The organism is Cytobacillus sp. ABV4_503 (assembly GCF_056158445.1).
The window spans coordinates 4,118,910-4,143,532 of sequence record NZ_JBSWTH010000001.1; the positions used below are offsets into that span (position 1 = coordinate 4,118,910).

General features: G+C 41.2%; 22 protein-coding genes and 1 riboswitch. Of the genes, 6 read left to right on the top strand and 16 right to left on the bottom strand.

Translation table 11 applies throughout. The features are described 5' to 3' along the window. Positions 1-82 precede the first annotated feature (82 nt). A complete protein-coding gene (locus ACXAD1_RS20775; protein WP_474910871.1) occupies positions 83-586 on the top strand; it encodes a phosphatidylglycerophosphatase A family protein in 504 nt (167 codons plus the stop codon). A gap of 32 nt (positions 587-618) precedes the next feature. Here ACXAD1_RS20775 and ACXAD1_RS20780 read toward each other — a convergent pair whose 3' ends face one another. The 4 genes from ACXAD1_RS20780 to ACXAD1_RS20795 all read right to left on the bottom strand — a co-directional run bounded on the left by ACXAD1_RS20780 (position 619) and on the right by ACXAD1_RS20795 (position 3,964). Next, positions 619-1,386, bottom strand: coding sequence for a TIGR01457 family HAD-type hydrolase (locus ACXAD1_RS20780; protein WP_206840317.1), 768 nt, complete (start codon positions 1,384-1,386; stop codon positions 619-621). Positions 1,387-1,556: 170 nt separating this feature from the next. Further along, positions 1,557-2,183 carry a helix-turn-helix transcriptional regulator gene (locus ACXAD1_RS20785; RefSeq protein WP_206840316.1) on the bottom strand — a complete coding sequence of 209 codons (627 nt, stop codon included), beginning with the start codon at positions 2,181-2,183 and terminating at the stop codon, positions 1,557-1,559. A gap of 71 nt (positions 2,184-2,254) precedes the next feature. After that, positions 2,255-2,695 carry a DUF86 domain-containing protein gene (locus ACXAD1_RS20790; protein WP_206840315.1) on the bottom strand — a complete coding sequence of 147 codons (441 nt, stop codon included), beginning with the start codon at positions 2,693-2,695 and terminating at the stop codon, positions 2,255-2,257. 15 nt (positions 2,696-2,710) lie between these two features. After that, on the bottom strand, positions 2,711-3,964 hold the full coding sequence (locus tag ACXAD1_RS20795) for an EAL domain-containing protein (protein ID WP_474910873.1): 1,254 nt from the start codon (positions 3,962-3,964) through the stop codon (positions 2,711-2,713). A 307-nt stretch (positions 3,965-4,271) separates the two neighbouring features. On the opposite strand from ACXAD1_RS20795, the gene ACXAD1_RS20800 reads away from it, so the two are divergent. Both ACXAD1_RS20800 and ACXAD1_RS20805 read left to right on the top strand, forming a co-directional pair. Then, the gene (locus ACXAD1_RS20800; RefSeq protein WP_206840312.1) at positions 4,272-4,538 is read left to right on the top strand and encodes a DUF3055 domain-containing protein; all 267 of its coding nucleotides are present in this window, start codon (positions 4,272-4,274) and stop codon (positions 4,536-4,538) included. Between the two features lie 101 nt (positions 4,539-4,639). Further along, positions 4,640-4,927, top strand: coding sequence for a cytosolic protein (locus ACXAD1_RS20805; RefSeq protein WP_113883627.1), 288 nt, complete (start codon positions 4,640-4,642; stop codon positions 4,925-4,927). Positions 4,928-5,010: 83 nt separating this feature from the next. On the opposite strand, the gene ACXAD1_RS20810 is transcribed toward ACXAD1_RS20805, so the two are convergent. Continuing rightward, positions 5,011-5,286: a YutD family protein gene (locus tag ACXAD1_RS20810; RefSeq protein WP_206840310.1), complete on the bottom strand. Its 276-nt coding sequence runs from the start codon at positions 5,284-5,286 to the stop codon at positions 5,011-5,013. A 166-nt stretch (positions 5,287-5,452) separates the two neighbouring features. On the opposite strand from ACXAD1_RS20810, the gene ACXAD1_RS20815 reads away from it, so the two are divergent. Next, the gene (locus tag ACXAD1_RS20815) at positions 5,453-6,139 is read left to right on the top strand and encodes a YhcN/YlaJ family sporulation lipoprotein (protein WP_370223714.1); all 687 of its coding nucleotides are present in this window, start codon (positions 5,453-5,455) and stop codon (positions 6,137-6,139) included. 149 nt (positions 6,140-6,288) lie between these two features. Here the strand turns inward: ACXAD1_RS20815 and lipA are convergent, their stop codons facing one another. Beyond that, positions 6,289-7,206 carry a lipoyl synthase gene (gene lipA, locus ACXAD1_RS20820; RefSeq protein ID WP_206840306.1) on the bottom strand — a complete coding sequence of 306 codons (918 nt, stop codon included), beginning with the start codon at positions 7,204-7,206 and terminating at the stop codon, positions 6,289-6,291. A gap of 497 nt (positions 7,207-7,703) precedes the next feature. Between lipA and ACXAD1_RS20825 the strand changes: the two genes are divergently transcribed. Beyond that, complete coding sequence (locus tag ACXAD1_RS20825; protein ID WP_474910874.1) at positions 7,704-8,696, top strand: M23 family metallopeptidase; 993 nt, start codon at positions 7,704-7,706, stop codon at positions 8,694-8,696. A gap of 44 nt (positions 8,697-8,740) precedes the next feature. Here ACXAD1_RS20825 and ACXAD1_RS20830 read toward each other — a convergent pair whose 3' ends face one another. Together ACXAD1_RS20830 and ACXAD1_RS20835 are read right to left on the bottom strand one after the other, a co-directional pair. After that, complete coding sequence (locus ACXAD1_RS20830; RefSeq protein ID WP_206840302.1) at positions 8,741-8,848, bottom strand: methionine/alanine import family NSS transporter small subunit; 108 nt, start codon at positions 8,846-8,848, stop codon at positions 8,741-8,743. Further along, positions 8,848-10,365, bottom strand: a complete 1,518-nt coding sequence (locus ACXAD1_RS20835) for a sodium-dependent transporter (protein ID WP_206840301.1) — start codon at positions 10,363-10,365, stop codon at positions 8,848-8,850. Before ACXAD1_RS20835 ends, ACXAD1_RS20830 begins: the two co-directional genes overlap by 1 nt. Positions 10,366-10,828: 463 nt before the next feature. Between ACXAD1_RS20835 and ACXAD1_RS20840 the strand changes: the two genes are divergently transcribed. Beyond that, positions 10,829-11,710: a YsnF/AvaK domain-containing protein gene (locus tag ACXAD1_RS20840; RefSeq protein WP_206840299.1), complete on the top strand. Its 882-nt coding sequence runs from the start codon at positions 10,829-10,831 to the stop codon at positions 11,708-11,710. Positions 11,711-11,802: 92 nt separating this feature from the next. Here ACXAD1_RS20840 and ACXAD1_RS20845 read toward each other — a convergent pair whose 3' ends face one another. From ACXAD1_RS20845 to sufB, 8 genes are all read right to left on the bottom strand, one after another. Next, positions 11,803-13,380 carry a Na+/H+ antiporter NhaC family protein gene (locus ACXAD1_RS20845; protein WP_206840298.1) on the bottom strand — a complete coding sequence of 526 codons (1,578 nt, stop codon included), beginning with the start codon at positions 13,378-13,380 and terminating at the stop codon, positions 11,803-11,805. A 171-nt stretch (positions 13,381-13,551) separates the two neighbouring features. Beyond that, a riboswitch (Lysine riboswitch) is annotated at positions 13,552-13,758 on the bottom strand. A gap of 65 nt (positions 13,759-13,823) precedes the next feature. Next, positions 13,824-14,570, bottom strand: a complete 747-nt coding sequence (gene yunB / locus ACXAD1_RS20850) for a sporulation protein YunB (RefSeq protein WP_206840297.1) — start codon at positions 14,568-14,570, stop codon at positions 13,824-13,826. Positions 14,571-14,641: 71 nt separating this feature from the next. Then, positions 14,642-15,736, bottom strand: a complete 1,095-nt coding sequence (locus tag ACXAD1_RS20855) for an HD-GYP domain-containing protein (protein WP_370225059.1) — start codon at positions 15,734-15,736, stop codon at positions 14,642-14,644. 361 nt (positions 15,737-16,097) lie between these two features. Next, positions 16,098-16,400, bottom strand: a complete 303-nt coding sequence (locus tag ACXAD1_RS20860; RefSeq protein WP_206840295.1) for a YunC family protein — start codon at positions 16,398-16,400, stop codon at positions 16,098-16,100. A 76-nt stretch (positions 16,401-16,476) separates the two neighbouring features. After that, on the bottom strand, positions 16,477-17,322 hold the full coding sequence (locus ACXAD1_RS20865) for a DUF72 domain-containing protein (protein ID WP_474910875.1): 846 nt from the start codon (positions 17,320-17,322) through the stop codon (positions 16,477-16,479). 594 nt (positions 17,323-17,916) lie between these two features. Next, entirely contained in the window at positions 17,917-18,837 is a 921-nt protein-coding gene (locus ACXAD1_RS20870; RefSeq protein ID WP_474910876.1) for a LysR family transcriptional regulator, read from the bottom strand. Positions 18,838-19,184: 347 nt separating this feature from the next. Next, positions 19,185-22,625: a S8 family serine peptidase gene (locus ACXAD1_RS20875; RefSeq protein WP_474910877.1), complete on the bottom strand. Its 3,441-nt coding sequence runs from the start codon at positions 22,623-22,625 to the stop codon at positions 19,185-19,187. A gap of 507 nt (positions 22,626-23,132) precedes the next feature. Continuing rightward, positions 23,133-24,530, bottom strand: a complete 1,398-nt coding sequence (gene sufB, locus ACXAD1_RS20880; RefSeq protein ID WP_206840289.1) for a Fe-S cluster assembly protein SufB — start codon at positions 24,528-24,530, stop codon at positions 23,133-23,135. Between the last annotated feature and the right edge of the window lie 93 nt (positions 24,531-24,623).

Sequence of the window (24,623 nt, forward strand, 5' to 3'; positions counted from 1 at the left end):
ATCTAAAAGTGCATAACCACAGGACCTTACGTTAGGCCAGGACTTTCCCGCAATTATTTAATAACCAGAAAAGGTGAAGCCAATGAATGAAGAAAAAAAAGCAGTTAACGTTACAGAGCAGACAGCACGTAAATGGCTCCATGAAAGAGGGGTAGAAATTCAGGATATAGCTGATTTAGTGTTCTTCCTTCAAGAGAAATATCACCCCAGTTTACAGATGAAAGATTGCATTTATAATGTTGAGCGTGTTTTATCAAAAAGAGAAGTCCAAAACGCCATTTTAACAGGCATTCAGCTTGATATGCTGGCCGAGGAAAAGAAGCTCTTAGAACCGCTGCAGTCGATTATCGCTACTGATGAAGGATTATACGGAGCGGATGAAGTATTGGCCTTATCCATTGTAAACGTATATGGTTCCATCGGTTTTACCAATTTTGGATATATCGATAAATTGAAGCCTGGCATTCTGAAGGATCTGAACGATAAAAGTTCAGGAAGATGCCATACCTTTCTCGATGATATTGTAGGAGCTATCGCTGCAGCCGCTTCGAGCAGACTGGCACACAGTGCCGAAAATGTGGAATAGAAAAGGATGGAGAGCTATTCTCCATCCTTTTTCTACTTAAAGTCCCAATCCGCTAATGATTCGAGCACAAACTCAGGCTTTTTCTCATACCCCTTCAATAACTCTTTCGTTGTTACACCCGTATGGACAAGCAAGGTGTCCATACCTGCATTCATTCCTGCTAAAATATCCGTATCATAGTTATCTCCAACCATCAGAGTTTCTTCCTTAGCTGTTCCCAGCACCTTTAAAGCCTGCTCCATGATAATCGATTCCGGCTTTCCGATAAATACAGGCTGTGTTTGTGTCGATACTGTGATGACAGAGGTTAGTGACCCATTACCCGGCAGCAGCCCTCTTTCTGTTGGAATGGCAATGTCACCATTTGTGGAAATGAATACTGCTCCATTCCGGACAGCCAGACAGGCGATGGATAGCTTTTCATAGTTAATCGAGCGGTCAATCCCCACCACAACGTAATCCGCATGCTCCTCAGCAAAGCTTAGCCCCTTTTCAGCCAGTGCTTCCCGTATTCCTTCCTCTCCGATCACATATACAGAAGCATCTTTTTGCTGTTCATATATGTAGTTAGCGGTGGCCATGCTCGTAGTAAAAACCTGACCCTCTTCGGCAGGGATGCCAAACTTCACAAGCTTATCCGCCACCTGGGCTGGTGTTCTAGAGGAATTATTCGTTACAAACAAATATGGCAAATCCAGTTCCCGAAGCTTATTGACAAAATCAGCTGCCTCACTGATCAGCTCAGTCCCTCGATACATGGTGCCATCTAAATCGATTAAGTATCCTTTATATTTTTTCACAGCCATCACTCCCAAATGATTTATGCTTTTAATATCCCTATTTTTCAACTGAACTATCGCCCATAAAAGCTATCTTAAAGGAACGTGGTGCATTGTGCAATTTTTCACGATTGAAGGGATAAATAAGACAGTAATTCCCGCAAAAAAACTCCTTGAATAGGAGCCCTCGCTTAATTTTGCTTTATTATATAATGACAGCACCCATCACCGGCAGCCATACACGATTTTATATCAACATGATCAGCAGAAAGAAAATCTTTGATAAACTCTTTTTCAGACCTGCAGATTTGTTTAAATTCTTCTGCTGTTTCAATATATGGACAATTAAACTCTTTAAGATGAACTTGGCCTTCCTCTATTCGCACTTCCGGCATAAAGCCTTCAAGCAGGAGGAGGTCCTCAAGAACTTGAAGCTTTTCTGAAAAAGGTTTCCCGGCTGTCTGAATCTCATACTGCTTTACAAGGCGGTTTTTTCTTCTGGAAAACAACTCTGTAATTAAATGGCCCTGCCCCATGCTTTTTAGTTCTGTTAATAATTCAACACTTAACTGCTTGTATTTTTTCGGAAACAGATCTTCGCCTTTTACAGTTAGCTGATAAAGCTTTGAAGGGCGCCCTTTAGTTTGCCTCTGGATGTCAGATGTAATAAAACCATCTTTTTCAAGAGTCTGAATATGTTTTCTGACGGCCATTTCTGATATTCTCAGCTCTTTGGCCATTTCCAGTATGGAAAGTTTCCCCGTTGTTTTGATTAATCTCAAAATAACTTCTTTTGTTGAATTTTCTCCAACATGCATGACATTCACCGCCCTTCTCTTTATTCAAGCTAATATGCTCCATAGAGAAAAAGATCGGATTTCTCCGATCTTTATTGAGGTTTAAAAGCAGAAACCGGTCCCAGCTCATTTATTAAATACTCCCTGACCCTGCCCGGAAACTCTTTAATCATGGGCATATGACTGTTTATAGCTGTTATTAGCCCCTCATGATTGACATCTGTGTAATTTTGGACGAGCATTTTACGATATGTAATGAACTGTTTAAAGCTATTGCTCATTTCTTTGCTGATTACTTTTTCGTCGTCAAGAATATCCACGATATCATCGTAGCTGCCTGGATCCCTCATGATAAAGCCGTCAATCATCGTATTTCCAGTATCAAGGACAGCTTCGATCATAATTTGGGCAATCCGTTCCAAGGCTGCCTTTTCAATAGGGGATGTCCACTCTTTCACTTCTTCAAAAAGGGAGATTTGCTGTTCCAGATAACTAAGTGTGTCTTCGATCTTTTCCCTGTCTACGAAATACATAATGCTTCCTTCCTCCTATGAAGATTTCAGGCTCTTGGTTAAAGTATCCGGCCGAGCGTAGAAATATCCCTGAGCTAAATCGACGTTGTTTCTGAATAGAACCGAAGCCTCCCCTTCACTTTCAATTCCCTCGGCAACCACCAGTGAACCCGCTTCTTTCGCCACTAAAAGAAGACCCTTCAGCATGGATTCTTTTACTCTGTTCGTATCAATGCCTTTAATGACGGAACGGTCGATTTTTATAATATCCGGCATAATCTCACTTATGGAATTTAAACTGGCATAACCTGCACCCGTGTCATCCACAGCCACCCGAAATCCTAATGTTCTTAATACCTTTATATTGTATATAAAGTTTTCAATACCTTCAATGGGATCACGTTCAGTAATTTCAAGTGTGATCTGCTCAGGGGGGATATTTTTATAGCCTGTGAGCATTTTCTTTACGTCCCTGACAAACCTTTCATTCCCCATTGTAATCGGGGTGAAGTTAATAAATATATCCTGGGTGCAGCCTGTCTTGGTTATTTGTTCGAGTGTTTTCTCAAATACGATAAGCTCCAGATCATAAAGACTGCCCGTCTGCCGCGCAATGCTAAAAAGCTGAAGAGGGCTTTCCAGGGAAGTGCCGTGCGGGCCTCGTGTAAGCATTTCCCATGCCTTCACCTCGCCTGTAGCCACATTAATAATGGGCTGTGCCAGCATTTTGATATCCTTTTTAGCTATAATCTTATTCATTTTGTACATCATTTCATTAAACTCGGATCTTGCCCTTTTTTCGGCCATTGCGAGAGCATGCTGATGGGCTTTGTAAATTGCTTCCTGAACAGACGAATGATGCTTCTTTTCAACAAACATATATCCCGCATCAATAACCTGCTTTATATGAGGTGTATCAATATTTATGTAGTTTTCAGCTTCCCTGACAATTTTTTTCAGTGTTTGATCAATCTCTGTCACACAATCCCTGCTATGGTCCACTTTCAATATTAAGGCAAGGCCATCGCTATAATGATCATGAAGGATAATAATTTGATTATCTTCAAGTTCCCGCTGAATGACAGCCAGAAATATTTTCTTGATGTTTTTTATAAACTTTCTGAAAGAAAGCTCACCCAGCTGTTCGGACAGGTCTTGCCAATTTCTAAAATTAAAAACAGCTACGGCCACTTCAAAACCTTGTTTCAGCGCCAGATTTACTCCTTCTGCAACCGGGTCACGAATAATGAATTGGGGAGGGAAATACTTTATCTTATTTAAAGGAAGCATAAGTTTGCCCCAATTTCCAATCGGATTAAATCTCTTTATGTAATGGTGGACCATACCTTTCATTCCTCTCAGGTGCCAGCTTTATTTTTAAATTGCCTATTAAGCCTTTATTACTATGCTACCCTACCAGCTATTGTATCACAATATTTTGAATTGAGTATTTATTCCTTTGGTAGAAAAAATTATCAATCCAGCTGCACTCGCACCCATTCAAGGGTGAAAAGAGAAAAAAGAATCATCACCTGCGGACATAAACCTGCTAAGGACATGCTATAATTGGATATAAAACAACTAAGGAGTGTTATATTTGGCAGAACGCTTTTTCTTATATGATGATCTTGAAGATACAAAAACCAGATTCGTCAGCTTTATGGGAGAAAACCAGCGATTCGATTTGGCTATTGTTCGTTCCGATCGCTATTACGGCAAACAATTGGTCCTTGATATCCAGGGAAGCAGATTCGCCATTATTGGAGAAGATGATTTAAAGGAAGAAGGCTATCTCGAGCATGTCTTTCAGCTTTCGGAGGAAGATGCAGAGGAGCTTAAGTCATTTCTAATGGAAATCGTTTAATATACGATAATAAACAGATACTAAGGGGGAACCTATTTTGGTGGGTTCTCCTTTTTCTTCTTTAAAGACCCTGCTCATATAACTTCCTAAGGAGTGATAGCATGGACGATAAAGAAAGACGCACATACACCGATTTCTCAAATGTGGAAACGCAAAGGAATTTCCTTATTCCCGAGGACTTGCCTGAAGGTGCCTATGGCTCTCCCAGAAATGCGGATGAGCCGGTAGAGAACAAAAGCACCCCATGGCGAGAGGGCCAGCGCTATTACAGCGCCTTCAATTATGAATTTAAGTCCCTTCACCAAAACTTGCCGCGGCAAATGCCAGGGGCGCACCCGCCGCATGATGACCCTGATAAAAACGAAGAGCCGCCATATACAGAGACTTAAAAAAAGCGCAAGCACACTCAAGGGGGCAGGCGCTGGAGCCGGACAGTATTTCAAAAAAGGGCAGGGTTTCCCCCAGCCCTTTTTTAGCTTTTCACTTTTTTCACAACAAAATAGGCACATCCGAAATTACAGAATTCATATAGATATTCTGTAAGTGTGCTGATTTTTGTATCAAATGAAGCCTTCTGGTTCTGATCATCGAAAAAACCGCGGAGACGAAGCTGTCCATATCCCCAGTCCCCAACAATATAGTCATATCTGGATAAAATTTCGCTATATCTACCCCGAAATGCTTCCTCATTGAAACCATTCCGTTCTTCTTGAATTAATTCATAACAAACATTATTAATGCAAACCATTTTTTCACCTCTTCTTAAGAGCATATGTACAAATATTATATTGGAAATAACAGGATATGAAAACAAACCAATGAATTGTCCTAATTAAATTATAACTGATTCCCCATCAATTACTAAGAGAAAAAAATTCAGCTGTGGCAATTCTATAGATGAGGAGGTGTCTATAGTGAAAAAATCACTAATTATTATTGGTATAAGCGGTATGGCTGCATTGACTGCCTGTCAAAACAATGCCGCAAAAGAAGATATTTATGAAGAAACCGGTCACACAATAAATGTAAATGACCAGCGTGCCGATTTGTATAATAGAGATATGGGCAACGGCCGAAATGGCCGAAACAATGTCAGCGAAGACTTTGGATATGTCCGCCATCAAAAAAGCCCAATCATGGGAGACAACGTTTCAGCGGACCATTATGCTGCTATCGACCGTGAGCAGGTGGCAGATATTATTGGGAAATATTGTACTGAAGTGCCGAATGTGGATGATATCTCCACACTTGTTACCGACGAAGAAGTCCTGATCGTATATAACACTGACACCAAAAATCGCAATCAGACAGCTGATCAGGTTAAAAAGATGGCCATGTCTGTTGTTCCAAGATGGTATCATGTCTATGTAAGTGATGATACATCCTTAAGAAAAAATGTTGAAAACTATGCAACGGTTGATTCCGATGGCCGAAATGCTGAAAATGGCATCAACCAATTAATTAAACAAATGCTTAACTCTCCTCAAGGAGAAAGAATGAGTGATAGTGAAAATGAAAACGGTGAAATGCAAGGCGAAAGAAATGATGATATGGATAAAGATGACCTTGGAGAAACCGTCAAAAAAGCAGGAAACCGTTAACCACGAAGAACGGAAGCGCCTTGCCTATCCTCCCCGATACCTTGAGGGGAAAGCAGGCTGCTTGCGCAAAACAGAATCGACGTTTAAAGTTCTTTACTTGCTATTTTTTAAAAAAAGAGTCCAGCGATGGCGCTGAACTCTTTTTCATTTTATGCCTGCTGGATTTCCTTTTCTCCCATAAGCTGCTTTTGTTTAGCTGCCGCATTTACCTGCTCATCTGCATGGTAGGAAGAGCGGACAAGAGGACCTGCTTCACAATGGCTGAAGCCTTTGCTCATGGCAATGTCCTTCAGCTCCTGGAATTCTTCAGGTGAATAGTATTTCAAAACCTTAAGATGTTTCTTGGATGGCTGCAGATACTGCCCTATTGTCATAATGTCAACATCATGAGCACGCAGGTCTTCCATTACTGCAATTATTTCCTCTTTTGTTTCGCCAAGCCCGATCATTAAGCTGGATTTTGTAGGGATATCTGGCTGCATCTCTTTTGCACGCTTTAAAAATTCAAGAGAGCGCTTATATTTTGCACGAGCTCTTACTCTTGGAGTCAGGCGCTCAACTGTTTCGATGTTATGGTTAAGAATATCCGGCCGGGCATCCATAAGCATTTTCAGGTTATCGTACACACCGCCCATGTCTGAAGGCAATACCTCAATCGTCGTGAAAGGGCTTTTTCTTCTGATGGCACGGACCGTTTCTGCGAAAACCGCAGCACCGCCGTCCTTTAAGTCATCTCTTGCTACAGCTGTCACCACTGCATGCTTTAAGTTCATTAGCGCTACTGAATCTGCCACACGTTCAGGCTCCTGAAGATCCAATTCAGTTGGCAGACCCGTTTTAACTGCACAAAAACGGCAGGCACGCGTACAAACATCCCCAAGAATCATGAACGTAGCAGTTCTTCTTACTGCCCAGCACTCATGAATGTTGGGGCACTTAGCCTCTTCACAAACAGTGTGCAAATTCTTTTCTCTCATCATTTTTTTCAGGCCAGTGTAATTTTCATTTGTGTTTAACTTTATTTTCAGCCACTCCGGCTTGCGCAAGTACTCTTCTTTTTTGCTCATTTTCCCACTCCTTAAAAGACTGAAGCTAGACGTATAGAAAAGCGGAGGCGCCTTGTTCACCCCCGACAAGCACAAGACGAGCCTCACAGAAAGGCGTCATTTGCCTTTTTGTGAGGATGCTCGAAATGTGGAGGCGACTGCCCAGGGACGACAGGCATAAGACGGTTCCTGTAAGAAGGCGTTTTTCCTTCTGAAAGGAAACGGCTTATGACCCCGAGTCCCTAGGAGCCGAAACAAGACAAGCTTGTGACCTCGAGGGGGTAGGCGCTGGAGCCAGACAGTAATCTAATTTCAGAATTTATACATTCTTGCCAATTAAAAAAGCCAGTCATAAGCAAATTCCGACTAAGCTGATTAGGCTTCACCTGATGCCACTTTATCATAATGAATGGAAGAGGACAAGCCGAAGATTCTGGTATTACCATTAATTGATATTTATTAAATTATCTATTCCTCACAAACTAAATAAGCAGACCATAAAAGAAGGGAGGATTTCCGTGCGGATATTACTTACCGCAGCTGCGGCCTTATCGTTTTTTCTGATTTCCTTATGCACAGTGAACGCTCAAGAAAATCCAGCTGATGTATATAAACAAAGAATGACCTTATATAAAAAAGTTGAAGCTGTTACGAATATTCCCTGGTATTACCTTGCAGGGATTGATCAGTATGAACGGAATGTCAGGCAGTCCAGAAGGGATATTCCCAAAGCCGAAGGCATTACAGGCATCTATTTCAAACCTGAAGAATGGGCGGGGATTTTGAATCCAGATCCATCTGATGAAAATCCTACATCCATTCAATTTTTCAACGGAATAGGAATAGACGGGGACGGGGACGGAAAAGCCAGCTTGAAAAGTGATGAAGATGTTCTTCATTCCTTTGCCAATTTCCTTCTCTCCTATGGTACAGACCATGATAATTTAAAAATTGGATTGTGGAACTATTATAAGCGTGATAAAGCTGTCGGCATCATTATCGGCAAAGCCCAGATTTATAAGCAGTTCGGCCGCCTTGATCTTGATGATCACGCCTTCCCTGTCCCCCTGAGGAGCAATTACAGCTATAGAAATACCTGGGGTGACGCAAGAGGATGGGGCGGAAGACGGATTCACGAGGGAACCGATATTTTCGCTGATTACGGGGTGCCCGTCCGGGCTACATCCTATGGAATAGTGGAAATGAAAGGCTGGAACAAATATGGGGGATGGAGAATCGGAATCCGTGATATTAATAACAACTATCATTACTTTGCCCATTTAAGCGGATTTGCAAAAGACCTGAAAGTTGGGCAAATCGTTGAACCCGGGATGATGATAGGAGGGGTAGGAAGCTCTGGCTACGGGCCTCCGGGTACATCAGGCAAATTCCCTCCCCATCTCCATTATGGCATCTACAAAGACAATGGCTATACTGAGTGGTCCTATGATCCATATCCTCATTTGAGATTATGGGAAAGACAGGATCGGATAAAAGCCAGGAGAAAATAATGTAAAAAAGGACTGCCCTTTAAACGGACAGTCCTTAATTTCAATTATTTAGCTTGTTTTGCTTTAGATACGGCATTCATGATACTTGCTGCCAGACCGCCCCAGATAATGAGCATCCCAACCACCATCATTGTAATTGCGCCACCGGACATTATTGAGATACCTCCTTATCATTTGGGATCGTAAGTTTAGTCTGTGTTTCGTTCTTTTTAATTGCCATAAATACAAAGCCTAAGATAATGGCTCCAATTGCTACTCCCCAACCTGAATAGAGCAGGAAGCTTGTAGGATATCCTTCATAATTATCTTTAACATTGGTAATAATGTTTTGAATCATCATATAACCAAGAACGATTGGTGTAATTCCAATTAGACACACTTTCCACCATGCTCCAAGTTTAATATCGGAAACAGCATCTGCATGGTTTTGAAGATTTTTCAATTCTTTCAATACCCATCCAACAATTACAACCTGGACAAGTCCTGCCAGGGCAACGCCAAACTGGTTAATGAAGTAATCCGCTGCATCAAGGAAGTATAAACCGCCCTGTGTCGCAAAAAGGATGGAAATAACAGCAGACAAACCGCCGCCAACAAGAACAGCTTTATTACGTGACACATTAAACTTATCCTGTACTCCGGCAACAAATGTTTCAACAATTGATATTAGCGATGTTAAGCCCGCAAGTGTTAAACAGATAAAGAAGAAAGACCCGAATAGCCCATTAAAAGCAGGGAATTCGTTAATGATTTGCGGGAATACCACAAATGCTAATCCTACACCGGATGATACCACTTCATTAATACCTACACCCTGCTGTGCAGCCATGAATCCTAATGCGGCAAAAACCCCGATCCCTGCTAGAAGTTCAAATCCAGAGTTTGCAAAACCTGTAATGAAAGCACTATTTGTCAGATCCGTTTTCTTAGGAAGGTAGCTTGAATATGTTACCATGATGGCAAATCCAATTGATAAGCTAAAGAAGATCTGGCCATATGCTGCAACCCAAACTTTAGGTTCTGCAATCATCTCCCAGTTAGGCTTAAAGAATGCATCCAAGCCTGCGATTGCTCCATCAAGCGTCAATGCGCGAACAACAATAATTAAGAATAAAACTACAAGGACAGGAATAAAGATTTTGTTCGCGATTTCAATACCTTTTTTAATTCCCTTGAACAGGATGCCAAGTGTTACTACCCAAACAATTATTAACGGAATGAAAACTCCTGGTACAATCCCGCCTACATCTCCTGGCGTTTCAGAAAGCTTCAAATATTCTCCAAATAGGAATCCGTTTGGATCGTCACCCCATTTAAGATTAAACGAGAAGCCTGCGAAGGACATTGCCCATGCGATAATAACCGCATAATATGTTGAAATGACAAATGAGATGGCTACCTGCCACCAGCCTAACCATTCGTATTTTTTACTTAATCTAGCATAAGACAGTGGTGCTGAACCGCGATACTTATGGCCAATGGTAAATTCCATAATCAGAAGCGGTATACCTGCTGTCAGCAGAGCAAACAAGTATGGAAAAAAGAATGCTCCCCCTCCATTTTCATATGCAACTGCAGGGAAACGCCAGATGTTTCCTAGACCAATTGCAGAACCCACCGCTGCCATTATAAAGCCAGCTCTGGATCCCCACTGCGGACGATTATCCATAGTAATTACTACCCCCTGTAAATATTCCCAATTAAAAAGAACAATGGGAACTTTTTATATTTTCAGATAATTAAATCTAACTAAGCCTAGTATAGCTAGTTTTTGATAATCTGTCAAAACATTATTTTCCTAATAGTATTATTTTTCGAAATAATAAATTTTAGTACATTGCCAGAGTAAAGCACATAAGAAAATTAGTATACTCGTATTTTAATTATCATTAGAATTCAACTCGGCCAGGAGTTATTCCAGCAAAGCTGATCAAGTATTTCTTTGTCCTCACCCCCTTAGTAAAATTTATTCTTAAAAGTAAAAAACTTTCGTTATTTATTCAGATAATTCAAAATAATATTGTCGGTATGCCAATATTATCCTCGTTTGGTCTACCAGGTCCCGGGAATATAACCAGTGTGCTTAACCATTACCAAATATAGCATAAAGCACTATAAAGGAGGTTTTACAAATGGATGCCAATATTATTGGAGTTTATAATTCACAAAGGGAAGTAGTAAATGCCATTCAAGAACTGCAGAATGACGGATACCCTGTTCAGGATCTATCCATCATTGGGCAGACAGAACACCTGGATACGTCTCTTGAAGATAAAACCGGTGTTCAAACAGAAACCTTCGAAACTAAGGATCGAGAGAGCAGTGAGAGCGCAGGATTCTTAAATAGTCTCGCATCATGGTTTGATGATGATCGCATGAGCAGTGACTCTCCAGTTGAAAAATTCAAGGAACTGGGCTTGTCAGATGATGAAGCCCGCAAATATGAAACTTATGTGAACGAGGGAAAAATCATTTTGTACAGCGATAGAATTGATACTGCAACAGGTCTTACCAATGCAGGGACTTCTGAAGCCAATGTGGATAGCACCTACACTGGGGGTTATAGCCAGCAGAGAAATCCCGCGGAAGAAGATGAACAATCATTAAAACTTCGGGAAGAACAGCTGGATGTGTCAAAAGAACGTGTTCAAGCCGGAGAAGTTGAAATCCATAAAGACGTTGTGGAAGAACAAAAAGCAATCAATGTACCGGTAGAGCATGAAGAAGTATATGTAGAAAGAAGAAAAGTGGATGATCCAACTGGCGCAAGCACCTCACCAATATCAGATGAGGAGACAATCAGGATCCCAATTACAGAGGAGCGAGTGGAAGTCTCCAAAAAGCCTGTTGTCACCGAAGAGATTGTCGTAGGCAAACGGGAGGTTCAGGAAACGCAGCAGGTTAAAGAAAACCTCAAGAAAGAAGAAGTGCATCTTGAGGGCGGCCGTGAATATGTTACTGACGATGAAGACTTAAATCGCTCTCTTAAAAGAAGAAATAATGACAACCTATAATTAAAAGGGTCCCTTCCGGGGGACCTCTTTAATCATGATGGATGAACACCAAAAAAGGCCTTCTCAAAGAGAAAGCCTTTATCTATGGTTTTTTAACTAGCTCTATTTTCCTGCCAGGCTTCTTTTTTGCCACGGGCAAGGAAAGCAAATGCCGCTACAAGAACAGCCACTGTAAGTAATGCGATTGCAGTACTGCCAGTAAAACCGACAATTAAATAACCAACAGCAGCGATTCCCGCTGAAATCAATGCATATGGAAGCTGGGTCATCACATGGTCCATATGATTACATCCAGCCCCGGTTGATGAAAGAATCGTTGTATCGGAAATCGGTGAACAATGATCCCCGAACACTGCACCGGCGAGAACTGCTGACATAGCCGGCAATAACAGAGAGATATCTGTTGCAGCAGCAATGTCTCCTGCAATTGGAAGCAGGATGCCGAAAGATCCCCATGAAGTTCCAGTACTGAATGCCATAATTCCAGCTATGACAAAAAGTAAAAGCGGAAGCCATGATGTGCTCATATTTGAACTTTCCACAAGACCGGCTAAATATTTTCCAGTTTCCAGACGGCCGATCAAATCAACAATCGCCCAGGCAAACAGCAAGATATAGACAGCTGGAAGCATAGACTTAATGCCTTCCCATACCCCTTTACCAAAAACATTTGGGTTAACACCTTTCAAAGCATAGGCTTGTCGGAAGAATAGTCCCAATGATACCAATAGACCCACCAGGCCTCCAAGGATAAGAGATTTTGAGACATCTGTATTCTCAAATATTTGTAAAATGGTCGCACTTCCTTCAACCGCCTGTGACCCAGTCCAAAACATCGAGCCCACTGTACCAATGACAAGTGCTATTATCGGCCACACAAGATCTCCGACCGATCCTTTTGAACTTGTAGGAAGGTCATCCTTCAGTTCACCAGGCGCCGGCTTCTCAGGATCCATTACTAGCCCCTCTTCAACTGCACGCTTCTCATGAACCTTCATTGGTCCAATTTCAAGGCCTCTTAATGCAACAATAAACACAATAGCGAGGGTAGCCCATACATAAAGATTCATTGGAATCATCTGAATAAATGCCGAGAAAGCTGAATACTCGGTAACATTATGGGCAGCAAGGATAGTTCCAATCAGCGCAATAATGTATGCTCCCCAGCTTGATACCGGTGAAACCACACAAACAGGTGCTGATGTGGAATCAATCAAATAGGCAAGTTTCGCACGGGATACACGCTGGCGGTCTGTAATCGGACGTGATATCTGGCCGACAGCCAGAGCATTGAAATAGTCGTCAATGAATATGATAATACCTAAAACAGCTCCGACAATCTGTGCGCCTGCACGGGTCTTGACCCGCTTCATCGCCCATTCTCCAAAAGCGCGGCTTCCGCCTGAAATAGATATAAATGCAGTAATAACTCCTAATACAAGCAAGAATAAAATAATATATACATTCCAGGTGTTCAGCTCTCCGTCTGAAACAAAAATTCCTTTTACAGCATCCCAAATGATGCTGAATGTTTCTGTGATGCTGAATTCAGCCAGCAATAGTGCGGCTGTTACGATCCCCACTCCCAATGACAGCAATACGCGCCGGGTCAGGATAACCATGGCGATTGCTACCAAAGGCGGCAGAAGGGAGAAAATCGTGTTTGCCATTACTTGTCCTCCTCTGAAATTTGATTGGTGTCCAGCTACAGGCTCCGATAAGCGGGCGCCTGTAGCTTTTCGTAGGGGAACAACAAGGATGATGACAGAGTCAAAATAAAAAAAGAGTAACGATAGAGAAAAATCTATCATTACTCTTTTGAAGTAATTAGTTTCTCCATCACGATCTGTAGCTCCCCATTATGAAGGCTTTGACAAAGTATATTCATACTTTCCCCTCATAATGACAGTGTTACTCCTATTCGAAGTAACCCCAGCAAGATTAGTTCTGACTCACTAATCATGCTTCGGCAACATTCCCTTTCGGCTGCGGTCCTAGTTGTCATCCTCGCACAGCGTACTCTTAAATCTTGCGCCTCTACCCCATCGGATATGATAAGGTTTTTATGAAATTATATTGAAATTTTATCAAAATACTAATCTTTTTGCAAGTGTTATTGGCCGGCCGGTATTTCTATTGAAGGCGAGGTGCCCCCTCCGCCATTGTAAAATTGCGGGACTTTTCCCGGATAAATGCCATAAGCGGCCAGTACATCCTCCTGTACAGTGATAATCTTGGTGGCAAAAGGTATAATGATTTGAACCTGCACATCCAGACGGACCAGTACCTTCACTTCAACATTATTAATGCCGTGATCCTTTGTTTCCGTTATAAAGTTGGAGGTAACAGAACCAACTGCATTAAATTTAACCGGTATCCGGGGACCCAGGTTTCCGAGAAGCGCATTATTGGTTGCCTGGCCAAGCGGCACGTAATAAACTATTCCATTTGTATTCTGCATTTGTTCCGTAGTAATTTCCACATCTGTAAAGGACTCCAATGCATCCAAATCGCCCTTTTCCGCTTTCTTAATATTATCCTGAACAAGTTCGGTTACTTCCGCTTTGACCCTGTTCAGCTTTTCTACGTTTATGCTGACAACCCCGCTTTCACTTGCTTCAAACATATCTTCCAAATCCATCACATTGGTAATTTTTTTATTAATCGCATTGTTTATCACCAATGATGCGATTTTCCTTGTCTGTGAATCGGCATAGCTCATGAGAGTGGGCTTAAGCCCTTCGTTGATAATCCATAGGCCGGCAGCAGTTGAGATGACGAAAAATATAAAGGTCAACAGAAATACATAGCGAAATGGCAGAGGACCTTTCCGGGGCAGCCGGCCTCGAAATTTTGCCAAAACAAATCCCCCCTTTACAAGCTATATGTATGCTGTAAAGGAGGGAACTAGGCTCAAAAATCCAAAATAGTTTATTGTTGTACAAAAGTCGTATCGCAGCCTATAATGACAGAATTCAATTCAATCCTCAAATCTGCTTCATACGGCTCCACATTCCTGCCCTTTTCTTCAAGTACGCGGATGACAGGCCTATCACTCAGACCCGTGTTCTGCCGGCAGACAACACCTTTCCTGCCATCATTCAGCTCGACTGTAACACCCACAGGATATACCGCGACCGCTTGACGAAAAACTTCTATTATCCTCTTATCAAATAACTTTTCTGCCCCTGCATACAAAATCTCCAGGCCTTCATGCGGGAGCATAGCCTGTCTGTAAATGCGATTAGATGTTACTGCATCAAACACATCTGCAATCGCAATAATCTTGCCGAAATCATGTATCTCGTCTCCCTCAAGGCCGCGCGGGTAGCCGGAGCCATTCAAACGCTCATGATGCTGAAAGGCACAATGTGCAACAAGGAGCGGAATCGTCTCTACTTTTCTTAATATATTAAATCCATCTTCAGGATGCTTCTTTATTGATTCAAATTCTTCAGCTGTCAATTTACCCGGTTTCAAAAGAATATCTGCTGGCACCTTCATTTTACCTACATCATGGAGAATAGCACCTAGCCCCAGGATTTCAAGTTCCTTTGGCAGGAGCTGTAGCTTCATCCCGATTGCCAGAGAATAAAGGGTTACATTCAGGGAGTGTGTGAAAATATAGTGGTCATATGTATAAACGTCTGATAGGATCGAAAGCAGCTCTCTATTTCCCCTTATTTCACCGATTAGCTGACGAATTAGCCCTGATAGCCGTTTTGAGGCTTTCTCAATCACTAAAGAGCCTGATAAATCTTTATTTGCTTCTACTTCCTTCAGAACAGATTCTATGGTTTCGATTGCCTTCGTGCGCATTTTGGCAGTCAGAGGGTCCCTATATTGGATATCCTCAGTGCGCCAATCCCTTATATACACATAAGTAATACCCATTTCCTGCAATTTATGTATCAATTTATCAGCCAGCTCCACACCTTCATGCAAGAGGACCTGACCCTTGTCATTATATATAGCCTTGGCCAAAACGCTGCCAGTCTCAATTGTATTGGTTGCTGCTAATCTCATATGTATCTCCCATATCCTTTTTTCAGTGCTACTTTTTATTTCGGGTATAATTTGGTTTTATTTACATTATACGACAAAATTCCGGCATTGGCGGAAGTTCTCACAGTTTTTATGAAAATTGATTCTTATGCCGTTTTTAAGGATAACTTTAGGGTGCCTGTCTTCACTCCGGGGAGCTATTTTCCTCAATTATGTATTTTATGTGCGGATAACCTTTTTTTATATGCGGATAGCTGTTTTTATGTGCGGATAAAAAAATTTATGTGCGGATAACCCTTTTTTACGTGCAGATAAAAATTTATGTGCGGCGAAGGCTCGTATATGACCAAATAAAAAAAGACAGCCCTATTAAGGCATGCCTTTAGATCATTTTTAAAAGTGCTTCTCTTCCAATAGTCCCTTTAACTATGCCCAGTTCCTCTGCTTCATAAGTGACAGATTCAAGGGGGGCATTTAACAGCTGCTCTATGGTTTTTACGCCGACCGCCCTGCCGGCAATTACTTTGCGGTCCTTAAGCTTCTCATTCAGTAATGCTACATCAAGGGCGCCGCACATGATATACCCTTTATCATTCGTTACCGCCAGCAGATTGGTCTTCGGCAATTGCACCGATACACTCAAAAAAGTATGGCCATCTATATCAATCGGTTTTAAATCAATCATACTTGCCGCCACTCCTTTCCTTTTCCCTTACACAATATGTGCGGACAAGAAAAAAGGTGAAAGTGCCAGGCACCGCTTAAAATAAATCAAGCTGTCTGGGAGCGAGCTGCTGGTATTCAATATTCAGCATTTCGATCATTTGTTTAGCGTTGTCTGCCGCGTCACCGCCAGAGTTGTTATTGAAGACGACGAATACAGTTTTACAATTTTTCTCAAGCTGTTTTAGATGTTCTGCCCATTCAGCCAGTTCTTTTTCGTTATAGCGGTAAAGATAGCGGACCTCGCGCCAGTTGTCTCCATTCTTCTTCTGCCAGCCATGAAAATTACGGCCATGAAACCGAACAAGCACCTTATCAGGACTGGTTGTTTCCAGGACAGTTGGAACTGAACCCTCACCGGCTTGCGGCTCGTCACAGATGCTGTGAATCCAGCCTTCTTCACTCATAAACCTTAATGTACTTTCCTTGAACTCCGGCCGAAACCATGATTGATGCCTGAATTCCAGGGCACATGGGATATCTGCCATCTGCTCTTTGCACCAGCGAAGATAGTCGACATTGGCTTTTTTGCAGTCAAACCATGGCGGAAATTGAAACAGCACCATAGCCAGTTTTCCCGATTCGATATAAGGCTCCAATGAGTCTTTGAAAGCTTCAAACATTTCTTCTTTGCTTTCAAAGGGGATTTCGCCTCTCTGATGGCCGGTCATGCCCTGGTAGGCTTTGACTATGAATTGAAAAGATTCAGGCGTGTCCTTTACCCATTTGGAAGAGTTGCGCTTTGGCTGCACCGCATAAAAAGCAGAGTCCACCTCCACAGTCGGAAAATGGCCGGCGTACTCCTTTAATTTATCTCTCGGCGAAATATTGCCAGCATAAAGGCTATCATGGTCGCCCCAGCCTGTTACGCCTATGATAATCATTAAAACACCTCCGTTTTTTTCTTTTTAAGAAGGTAAAATTAAATATTTATATAAAAACACCTCTTAAGCAGGGGATTTTCGATAAAAGCCCCACTTTAGGGCATGGAGACCATCTATAAGGGCTTATTAAGCTATATATAATCAACTTTAACAATTTTACATTCAATTTTCCAAATGTAACCTCATTATTAGCGAAATATCATCAAATTTTTTGATATAACAGCAACTTCAATTGTTCTAATTATGAAAATTCCTGCATGCATAAAATTTTTAAAAGATTCTACCTTTATCAGCAAAAAATTTTACGTGATTCTAAACCTCCTCCCAATATAAAAACCCGCTTACCATGACTGGTAAACGGTTTATCGTAAATATCTATTAACCCGTGAAACCTTCCATTTAACTTAATTTAGTCTTTAAATAAAGAATAAAATTGTTATAAAAGACTTTTAAAGTCTTGGTTTTCAAAAGCTTTAGTAGTATTTTTCTCTAGTTTTTTAAGATTTTTTGCGCATCGCAATCTAATAAAAAGTACCTGAAAAGTATTTAAATCCATTTACTTACTAATAGGTAAGCTTAACAAGTGAAAAAGCCCTAAGACGAGGTTAATTTTCTTACACTATAGGCACCTAATTTATTTCTATTCACATATGAAATCAATAATTCAATAAAGCCTTTTGCAGCAGTACCGATGTGTTTTTGTTTATGGTGTACAATGGTGACTTCCCTAATAATAGTTGGATTCATAATCTGTAACGCCTTCAATTCTCCTTCATTTTCAAGAGAAAAAAGTGTATTAGATATTATTGTTGCTCCTATCCCTTTCTTCACTAGATTCAATATTGATATTGAATCAGTTAATTCTATGATTGGCCTGATTTGAATTCCTGATGTAATGCAGGCTGCATCAAGTGATCGTCTAAAACAGTGGCCTAAAGGATTTAATATTAAGGGTATGCGCTGAATCTCTTTAAAATCTATCGAATTTCTATTTGACCAAACGTGATTCCTTTGTACGGCTAAGAGAAATTCTTCTTCGTATAATGAAATATTTGTTAACCTTTCATCTTTTTCTGGCAATAGTGTCAAGGCTAAATCAACTTTATTTTGTATAACATTTTCAACCACATCATCTAGAGAGAAAATCTGTATTTGGACATCCGGAAAAATGGAATGAAATTCCACTAATACCGTGGATGCAATTTGATTTAAATCTCCTGAAAGGGTTCCAATTACTAGTTTTCCTCTTTTAACATTTTGAAGCTCTTCTATTTGTTCTTTAGCACTTTCTAAATTAGCGAATACCATTTTACAGTGTTCAAGAAGGATTTTACCAGACTCTGTAATTGCTATTTTCTTTCCTAAACGATCAAATAAACGAACATCTAGTTCATCTTCTAAAGCTTTCATTTGGTAGCTTAAAGTAGGTTGCCCAATCCTTAGTTTTTCTGCAGTCTTTGTAAAATGCATTTCTTCACAAAGAGCCATGAAATGTTCTAATTGTCTTAATTCCAATATTCCACACCTACCCCTTAGATATCTATAAATCCATATTAAAGAAAAAGCCATATAATATACTATTGAAAATTTTTCCCAAAACCTCTATTATACATTTTTGATCTTAACTGAGCGTATGTGAAATCCCTCCTTGAAATTTAAAACTACTAGACCAAATGGTATAAGTATTCTGAAATATTAACAATACTGGATTTTTAATCAAATCGATTAAGTATTTAAATGAATAATAAAAAATGACTATCTAAAATTCCTGAATGAGAAAAAACCAAGCAGGCGTAGCCCATGGTTCAATTTAATAATAAAACGCCCAATACCGGCAGACCGGAATCGGGCGTTTTAGATTTTTATTTCATTTCATATGAAACGACAGAGCGAATCATCGGATTCTTTGCATCAAGATCAAATGGTCCAATCACCGATCCATCGTCTACTTTCATCCATGTGCCTTTGTAAAACCTCCAAAATCTGTCTGAGAAAGGGCTGTAATCGAATCCAAGGGCCGGCACATATGGATCTGGAGCTTGAACGCTGAATACAAGGAAATACTCCTTCGGTACGTAAATAGAGTAAGGGCTAAGATCTACTTTCACCCAGCCAGGAACGATATCCGATTTTGCAGGAATTGATTCCGTTAATTTCTTTCCAGGCCCTCCTTCATGTCCAGTTGCATCATATACATCAACTTGAAAACTTTCACCGCCTGGGCTATACCAGCGGGGGTCGATATAAAACAGTCCGGCGGTCAGCAATGCTTGTTCCTGTCCATCCTTCAATGACATTTTTACTGCGATCTCGTCAGTTCCAGAGACCAGCAAGACACTTTCAGCCGAGCCATCATCATAGCTGATTTCACCTTCTGTACCTATATATGGTTTTAAATGTATGTCAATTGCACGGATGGAATTGCCCTTAATTTCAATCTGTTCCCGGTAGGTATGAAAATAGGGTGCACTTACTTCAAGCGTATATGTTCCTTCAAAAGGGTTAAGCGAATATTTCCCGTCTGCACCTGTTTTTATCGGGGCGACTGCGGCGTCTTCAATGAGTTTCACCGTTGCTCCCTTTATCGTTTTTTTGGATTTGCTGCTCTTGACGGTTCCATGGACGACGCCTTTATCTAAGGGGGATAACTGTATAGCTGCATTGGTCGATTCATCTTTTGTTACTCTCGCCGTTTGAATCTTTTGCTTAAAGCCATAGGACTCAGCTAGCAGGTGGTATTCATCTGCTGGCAGTTTCATGCTGAAGCTGCCATCCGTTGGATCGGTCGTTAAAAGCCTTCCATTTTCAACAATCTGTATTTGCGCGCTAAGTGGGACGAGAACTTGTTTTTTATGGGTGCCTTGTAGCCTTGCAGTCTCCCCTAATGGTTCAAATGCAGTCGTTGATTGGGAGGGTTGATATACAGTGCCGGAAGGCTTGTCCTTTATGGAAATATCATCCAAGTACCACCCTAAGTTTGTTTCCGTACTGTCGGAATGGAAACGATAAGCTACATAAACCGTTTTTCCTGAGAAGGAAGACAAGTCGACAGAAACGTCTTCCCACTTTGCCTCTAAATGCCCTTCGTTTGTTTTAGCAACATGCCAGTTCTTCATGTCTTCCGAAACGAGCACTTGGCCATAATCATTCCACCCTACAAAAGTTGGAAATCCAAAGGTCTGTTTAAAGTTAAGGAATACCGCTTCTCCTTTCTTGACTTGGATCGGAGGCATAGTTAGCATGGATTCCTCATTATTGTAATAACTCCAGAAAAAATCAATGCTGTCTCTCCAGTCAGGAATCGAGGTGGCGTACACATTGTTTCCAGAAGGCGCCTTCAGGACGGGCGTCATAATCTTCCCCCAATTCCACGAACTGCTTCTACCTGTACTGTACCAACCTACAGGTATTTTTTCAAAGTCTGTAGCATACCCGACCGACAGCCCTTTCTTCAGTGGCAGGCGAACTGGGACAGTTTTCGAACTGTTTCCTGCATAGTCCGTAATTTTCCAGTAATACGTAATTTCTTTCCCCCTTACTTGTTCTAGAGGAATTTCACTTGAATAGAAACCGCTTTTAAAGTTTCCTTTAAAAAGTGTGCCATTTAATATTTTTCCTGGTGCTCTGTCAACTTTATAATGAAGTTCCACCGTGGAAACTGCAAAATCGTCAGAGGCTTGTACAGAGAGTTTTAGAGGTGCATTAGCATAAGCATAGGGAAGTGGTTCATGGCTTGCTAATGGTTTCTTTTTATCGGCAGCTTTATAACCTACTTTCCCTGCTAGAGTGCCTACCCCATTAGAACCGCTCTTAACCATACCAGTTAGGTCAAGTAACCCTCTCCCATAGGCATCATTTGGGGAAGATGAATAGTTTAAATCGGATAGCGGAATCAATCCGGCATACAAGGTTTCTTTTATCTTATCGATCGGCATGTTTGGCTGCATTTGCTTTAGAATGGCAATGGCGCCTGAAACATGTGGTGCGGCCATGGAGGTCCCCGATGACATCCCGTATTCGTTATTCGGGAGGGTTGAAAGAATTTCTTCCCCAGGTGCAACCAAATCCGGCTTTATCTCACTGCCGCCATAAGGAGAAGGTCCCCTTAAAGAAAACCATGAGATTCGGCTGGATGAATCCGTTGAGCCAGCTGCAATGGTTTCAGGATAATTAGCTGGATTGGTTATTGAACCTGGCCCAACCGGCGTCGAAGGGCTATGATTTCCTGCGGCAAAAACAGGTGTAATGTCGGCTGCCGCCCATGCCTTAACGATTGATCTAAACCATTCATTTAAGGTAGAACTGCTACTCCATGAGTTGTTAATAATGTCCGGTGCCATCTCAGGATGAGGAATTCCCTTATCATCCAGTGGAGCGAGAAGCCATTCCCCTGCTTTTAACAAGTCTGTATCCAGAGCGCCGTCTTCTGAAAATGCGCGAACTGCAATCCAGCTTGCCCCTGGTGCCACTCCGATATGTGTGCCCGCTTCAGGATCATAGCCCACCATTGTGCCTGTCACATGTGTCCCATGTCCATGTGAATCAACTGGAGCAGGACTATCTCCCACCAAGTCCAGCCAATTGAAGGTGTGTGTAAAGGTGCCATCCGCACTGAGTCCTCTGTATTGATTCTTAAGCGAGGGATGGTTTACGTCCACCCCCGTATCAAGTGTTGCGACCACGACCCCTGAACCATCCAACCCATTTTCCCATGCCTTTTTTGCCTGAATTTTTTCCAGGTTCCAAGGTAGCTCACTTGTTAATTTTTGGACTCCGGGTGCCTTTGGTTTAGGCAAAGCGTGCCTTTCGTTTAGGTAAATATGGTTGATTTCCGGAAAGGCTGCTATTTCCTGCAAAACGTCTTTTGTGGATGTAAATGAAACAGCATTTACGATGTAGTAATATTGTTCATCCTTCAGTTTGCCTTCAGCTTTCTTTTGAAGGATAAAATTCTTAATATGATACTGTGTTTGTTCAGCGTTCGTTTGCAGTCCTGACACAACAGCAGAACGGACGCGGAGTTTCTCTTGATAGCGGCTAGCCTTCACTTTCTTAGCCTCTTCCCGAGCTTGATTAGCGATTTGTCCAACATCCGCCTGGTTTTTCAATTCTACAATCACATTAGTGTACCTGTTTTTTTCAAAAGCTTTTATTACCTTTGGGTCCACCTTTTCATTTAATGGGTTTGGATTCGGTACCTTATTTTGAACCGCATATCCTTCTAGAGGGAATATTGTTCCCAGTAAAAATAAAATCATCAAAAAAGCTGATAAACCCCGTTTTCTCTTTTTTAAACCTTTCATTTAAAGCCTCCTTTTAATACTTGATAAAACTCATCATTCAATTTACCAACCACTAGACACAATAGTATTAGTATTCTGAAATTTAAACAATACAAGTTTTTTGATCATATTAATAAAAAATTTTAATAAAGAATAAGGATGAGCAGCACATAGCAGCAATATCTTTTTCTCGATATCTTTAACATTAAGGCACAGGCTTTAAGTCTTTTACTTAACAAACTGGCCCTTTTTTAATAAAAAAAAGATGTCCCTAATATAAAAAAGACATCTTTCAAATTTTTATAATAGTTCAGTATTCAATTGTTCAAATCCAAAGATCATAATAGGTTCTATGAGCATCATCTCGATGAATGTGTGCTGCAACATCACATAAATCAAAGTGAAAAATGAAACTGACCAAAATGTTGCTTTTGTTCCCGGCAAACATTTTTTACTTTGATATTGGCTCCCACTAAATTTCAAAAAAAAGCCTTAGCATATTCCTTATATGCCAAGGCTTTTCAAACTTTAACCGATGGAACCTTCCATTTCAAATTTGATCAGGCGGTTCATTTCTACTGCGTATTCCATTGGAAGTTCTTTCGTAAACGGCTCGATGAAGCCCATTACGATCATTTCTGTTGCTTCTTCCTCTGAAATTCCACGGCTCATAAGATAGAATAACTGTTCTTCTGATACTTTTGAAACCTTCGCCTCATGCTCAAGAGAGATGTTGTCATTCAGGATTTCATTGTAAGGAATCGTATCCGAAGTTGACTGGTTATCCATGATTAACGTATCACACTCGATGTTGGCACGTGCACCTTCCGCTTTGCGGCCGAAGTGAACGATTCCGCGGTATGTTACTTTACCGCCTTGCTTGGAAATCGATTTCGATACGATTGTTGAAGAAGTGTTTGGTGCAAGATGAATCATTTTTGCACCTGCATCCTGGTGCTGCCCCTTACCTGCTAATGCAATGGAAAGGGTCATGCCGCGTGCGCCTTCTCCTTTAAGAATAACTGCCGGATATTTCATCGTCAGTTTTGAACCGATGTTTCCGTCAATCCATTCCATTGTTGCGTTTGATTCACAAACAGCACGCTTCGTAACCAGGTTAAATACATTGTTCGCCCAGTTCTGGATGGTTGTATAACGGCAGTATGCGTCTTTTTTGATGATGATTTCAACAACCGCACTGTGAAGTGAGTTTGTTGTATAAACAGGTGCTGTACAGCCCTCTACATAGTGGACATGTGCGCCTTCATCAACAATGATTAATGTACGTTCAAACTGCCCCATGTTCTCAGAGTTAATTCGGAAATATGCCTGCAGCGGCGTATCAACTTTAACCCCTTTAGGAACATAAATGAACGATCCGCCAGACCAAACCGCCGAGTTTAATGCAGCGAATTTGTTGTCTGTTGGAGGGATAACCTTTGCCCAGTGCTCACGGAAAATATCTTCATTTTCGCGAAGAGCGGAATCAGTATCTTTGAACACAATTCCTTTCGCTTCAAGGTCTTCCTGCATGTTATGGTAAACAACCTCTGATTCATACTGAGCCGAAACACCAGCAAGATATTTCTGCTCTGCTTCAGGAATACCCAGTTTATCAAATGTCTGTTTAATTTCGTCAGGAACTTCATCCCAAGAACGTTCAGTTTTTTCAGAAGGCTTTACATAATACGTAATTTCATCAAAGTTTAATGACGCTAAATCTCCGCCCCATTGCGGCATAGGCATGTTATAGAAATGCTCCAATGATTTTAAACGGAAGTCAAGCATCCATTGTGGCTCTTCCTTCAATTTTGAAATCTCTTCAACAATTTCTTTTGTCAAACCGCGTTTTGATCGGAAAATGGAAACGTCTTTATCGGCAAAACCATACTTGTAATCGCCGATCTCAGGCATCTTTTTTGCCATCGTCGTATTCCTCCATTCGTATGAGAAAGGGTATTCACACCCCATCATTTTCTTTTATTTTAGCACACAAGGCAGATGAAAAATTCTTAATCA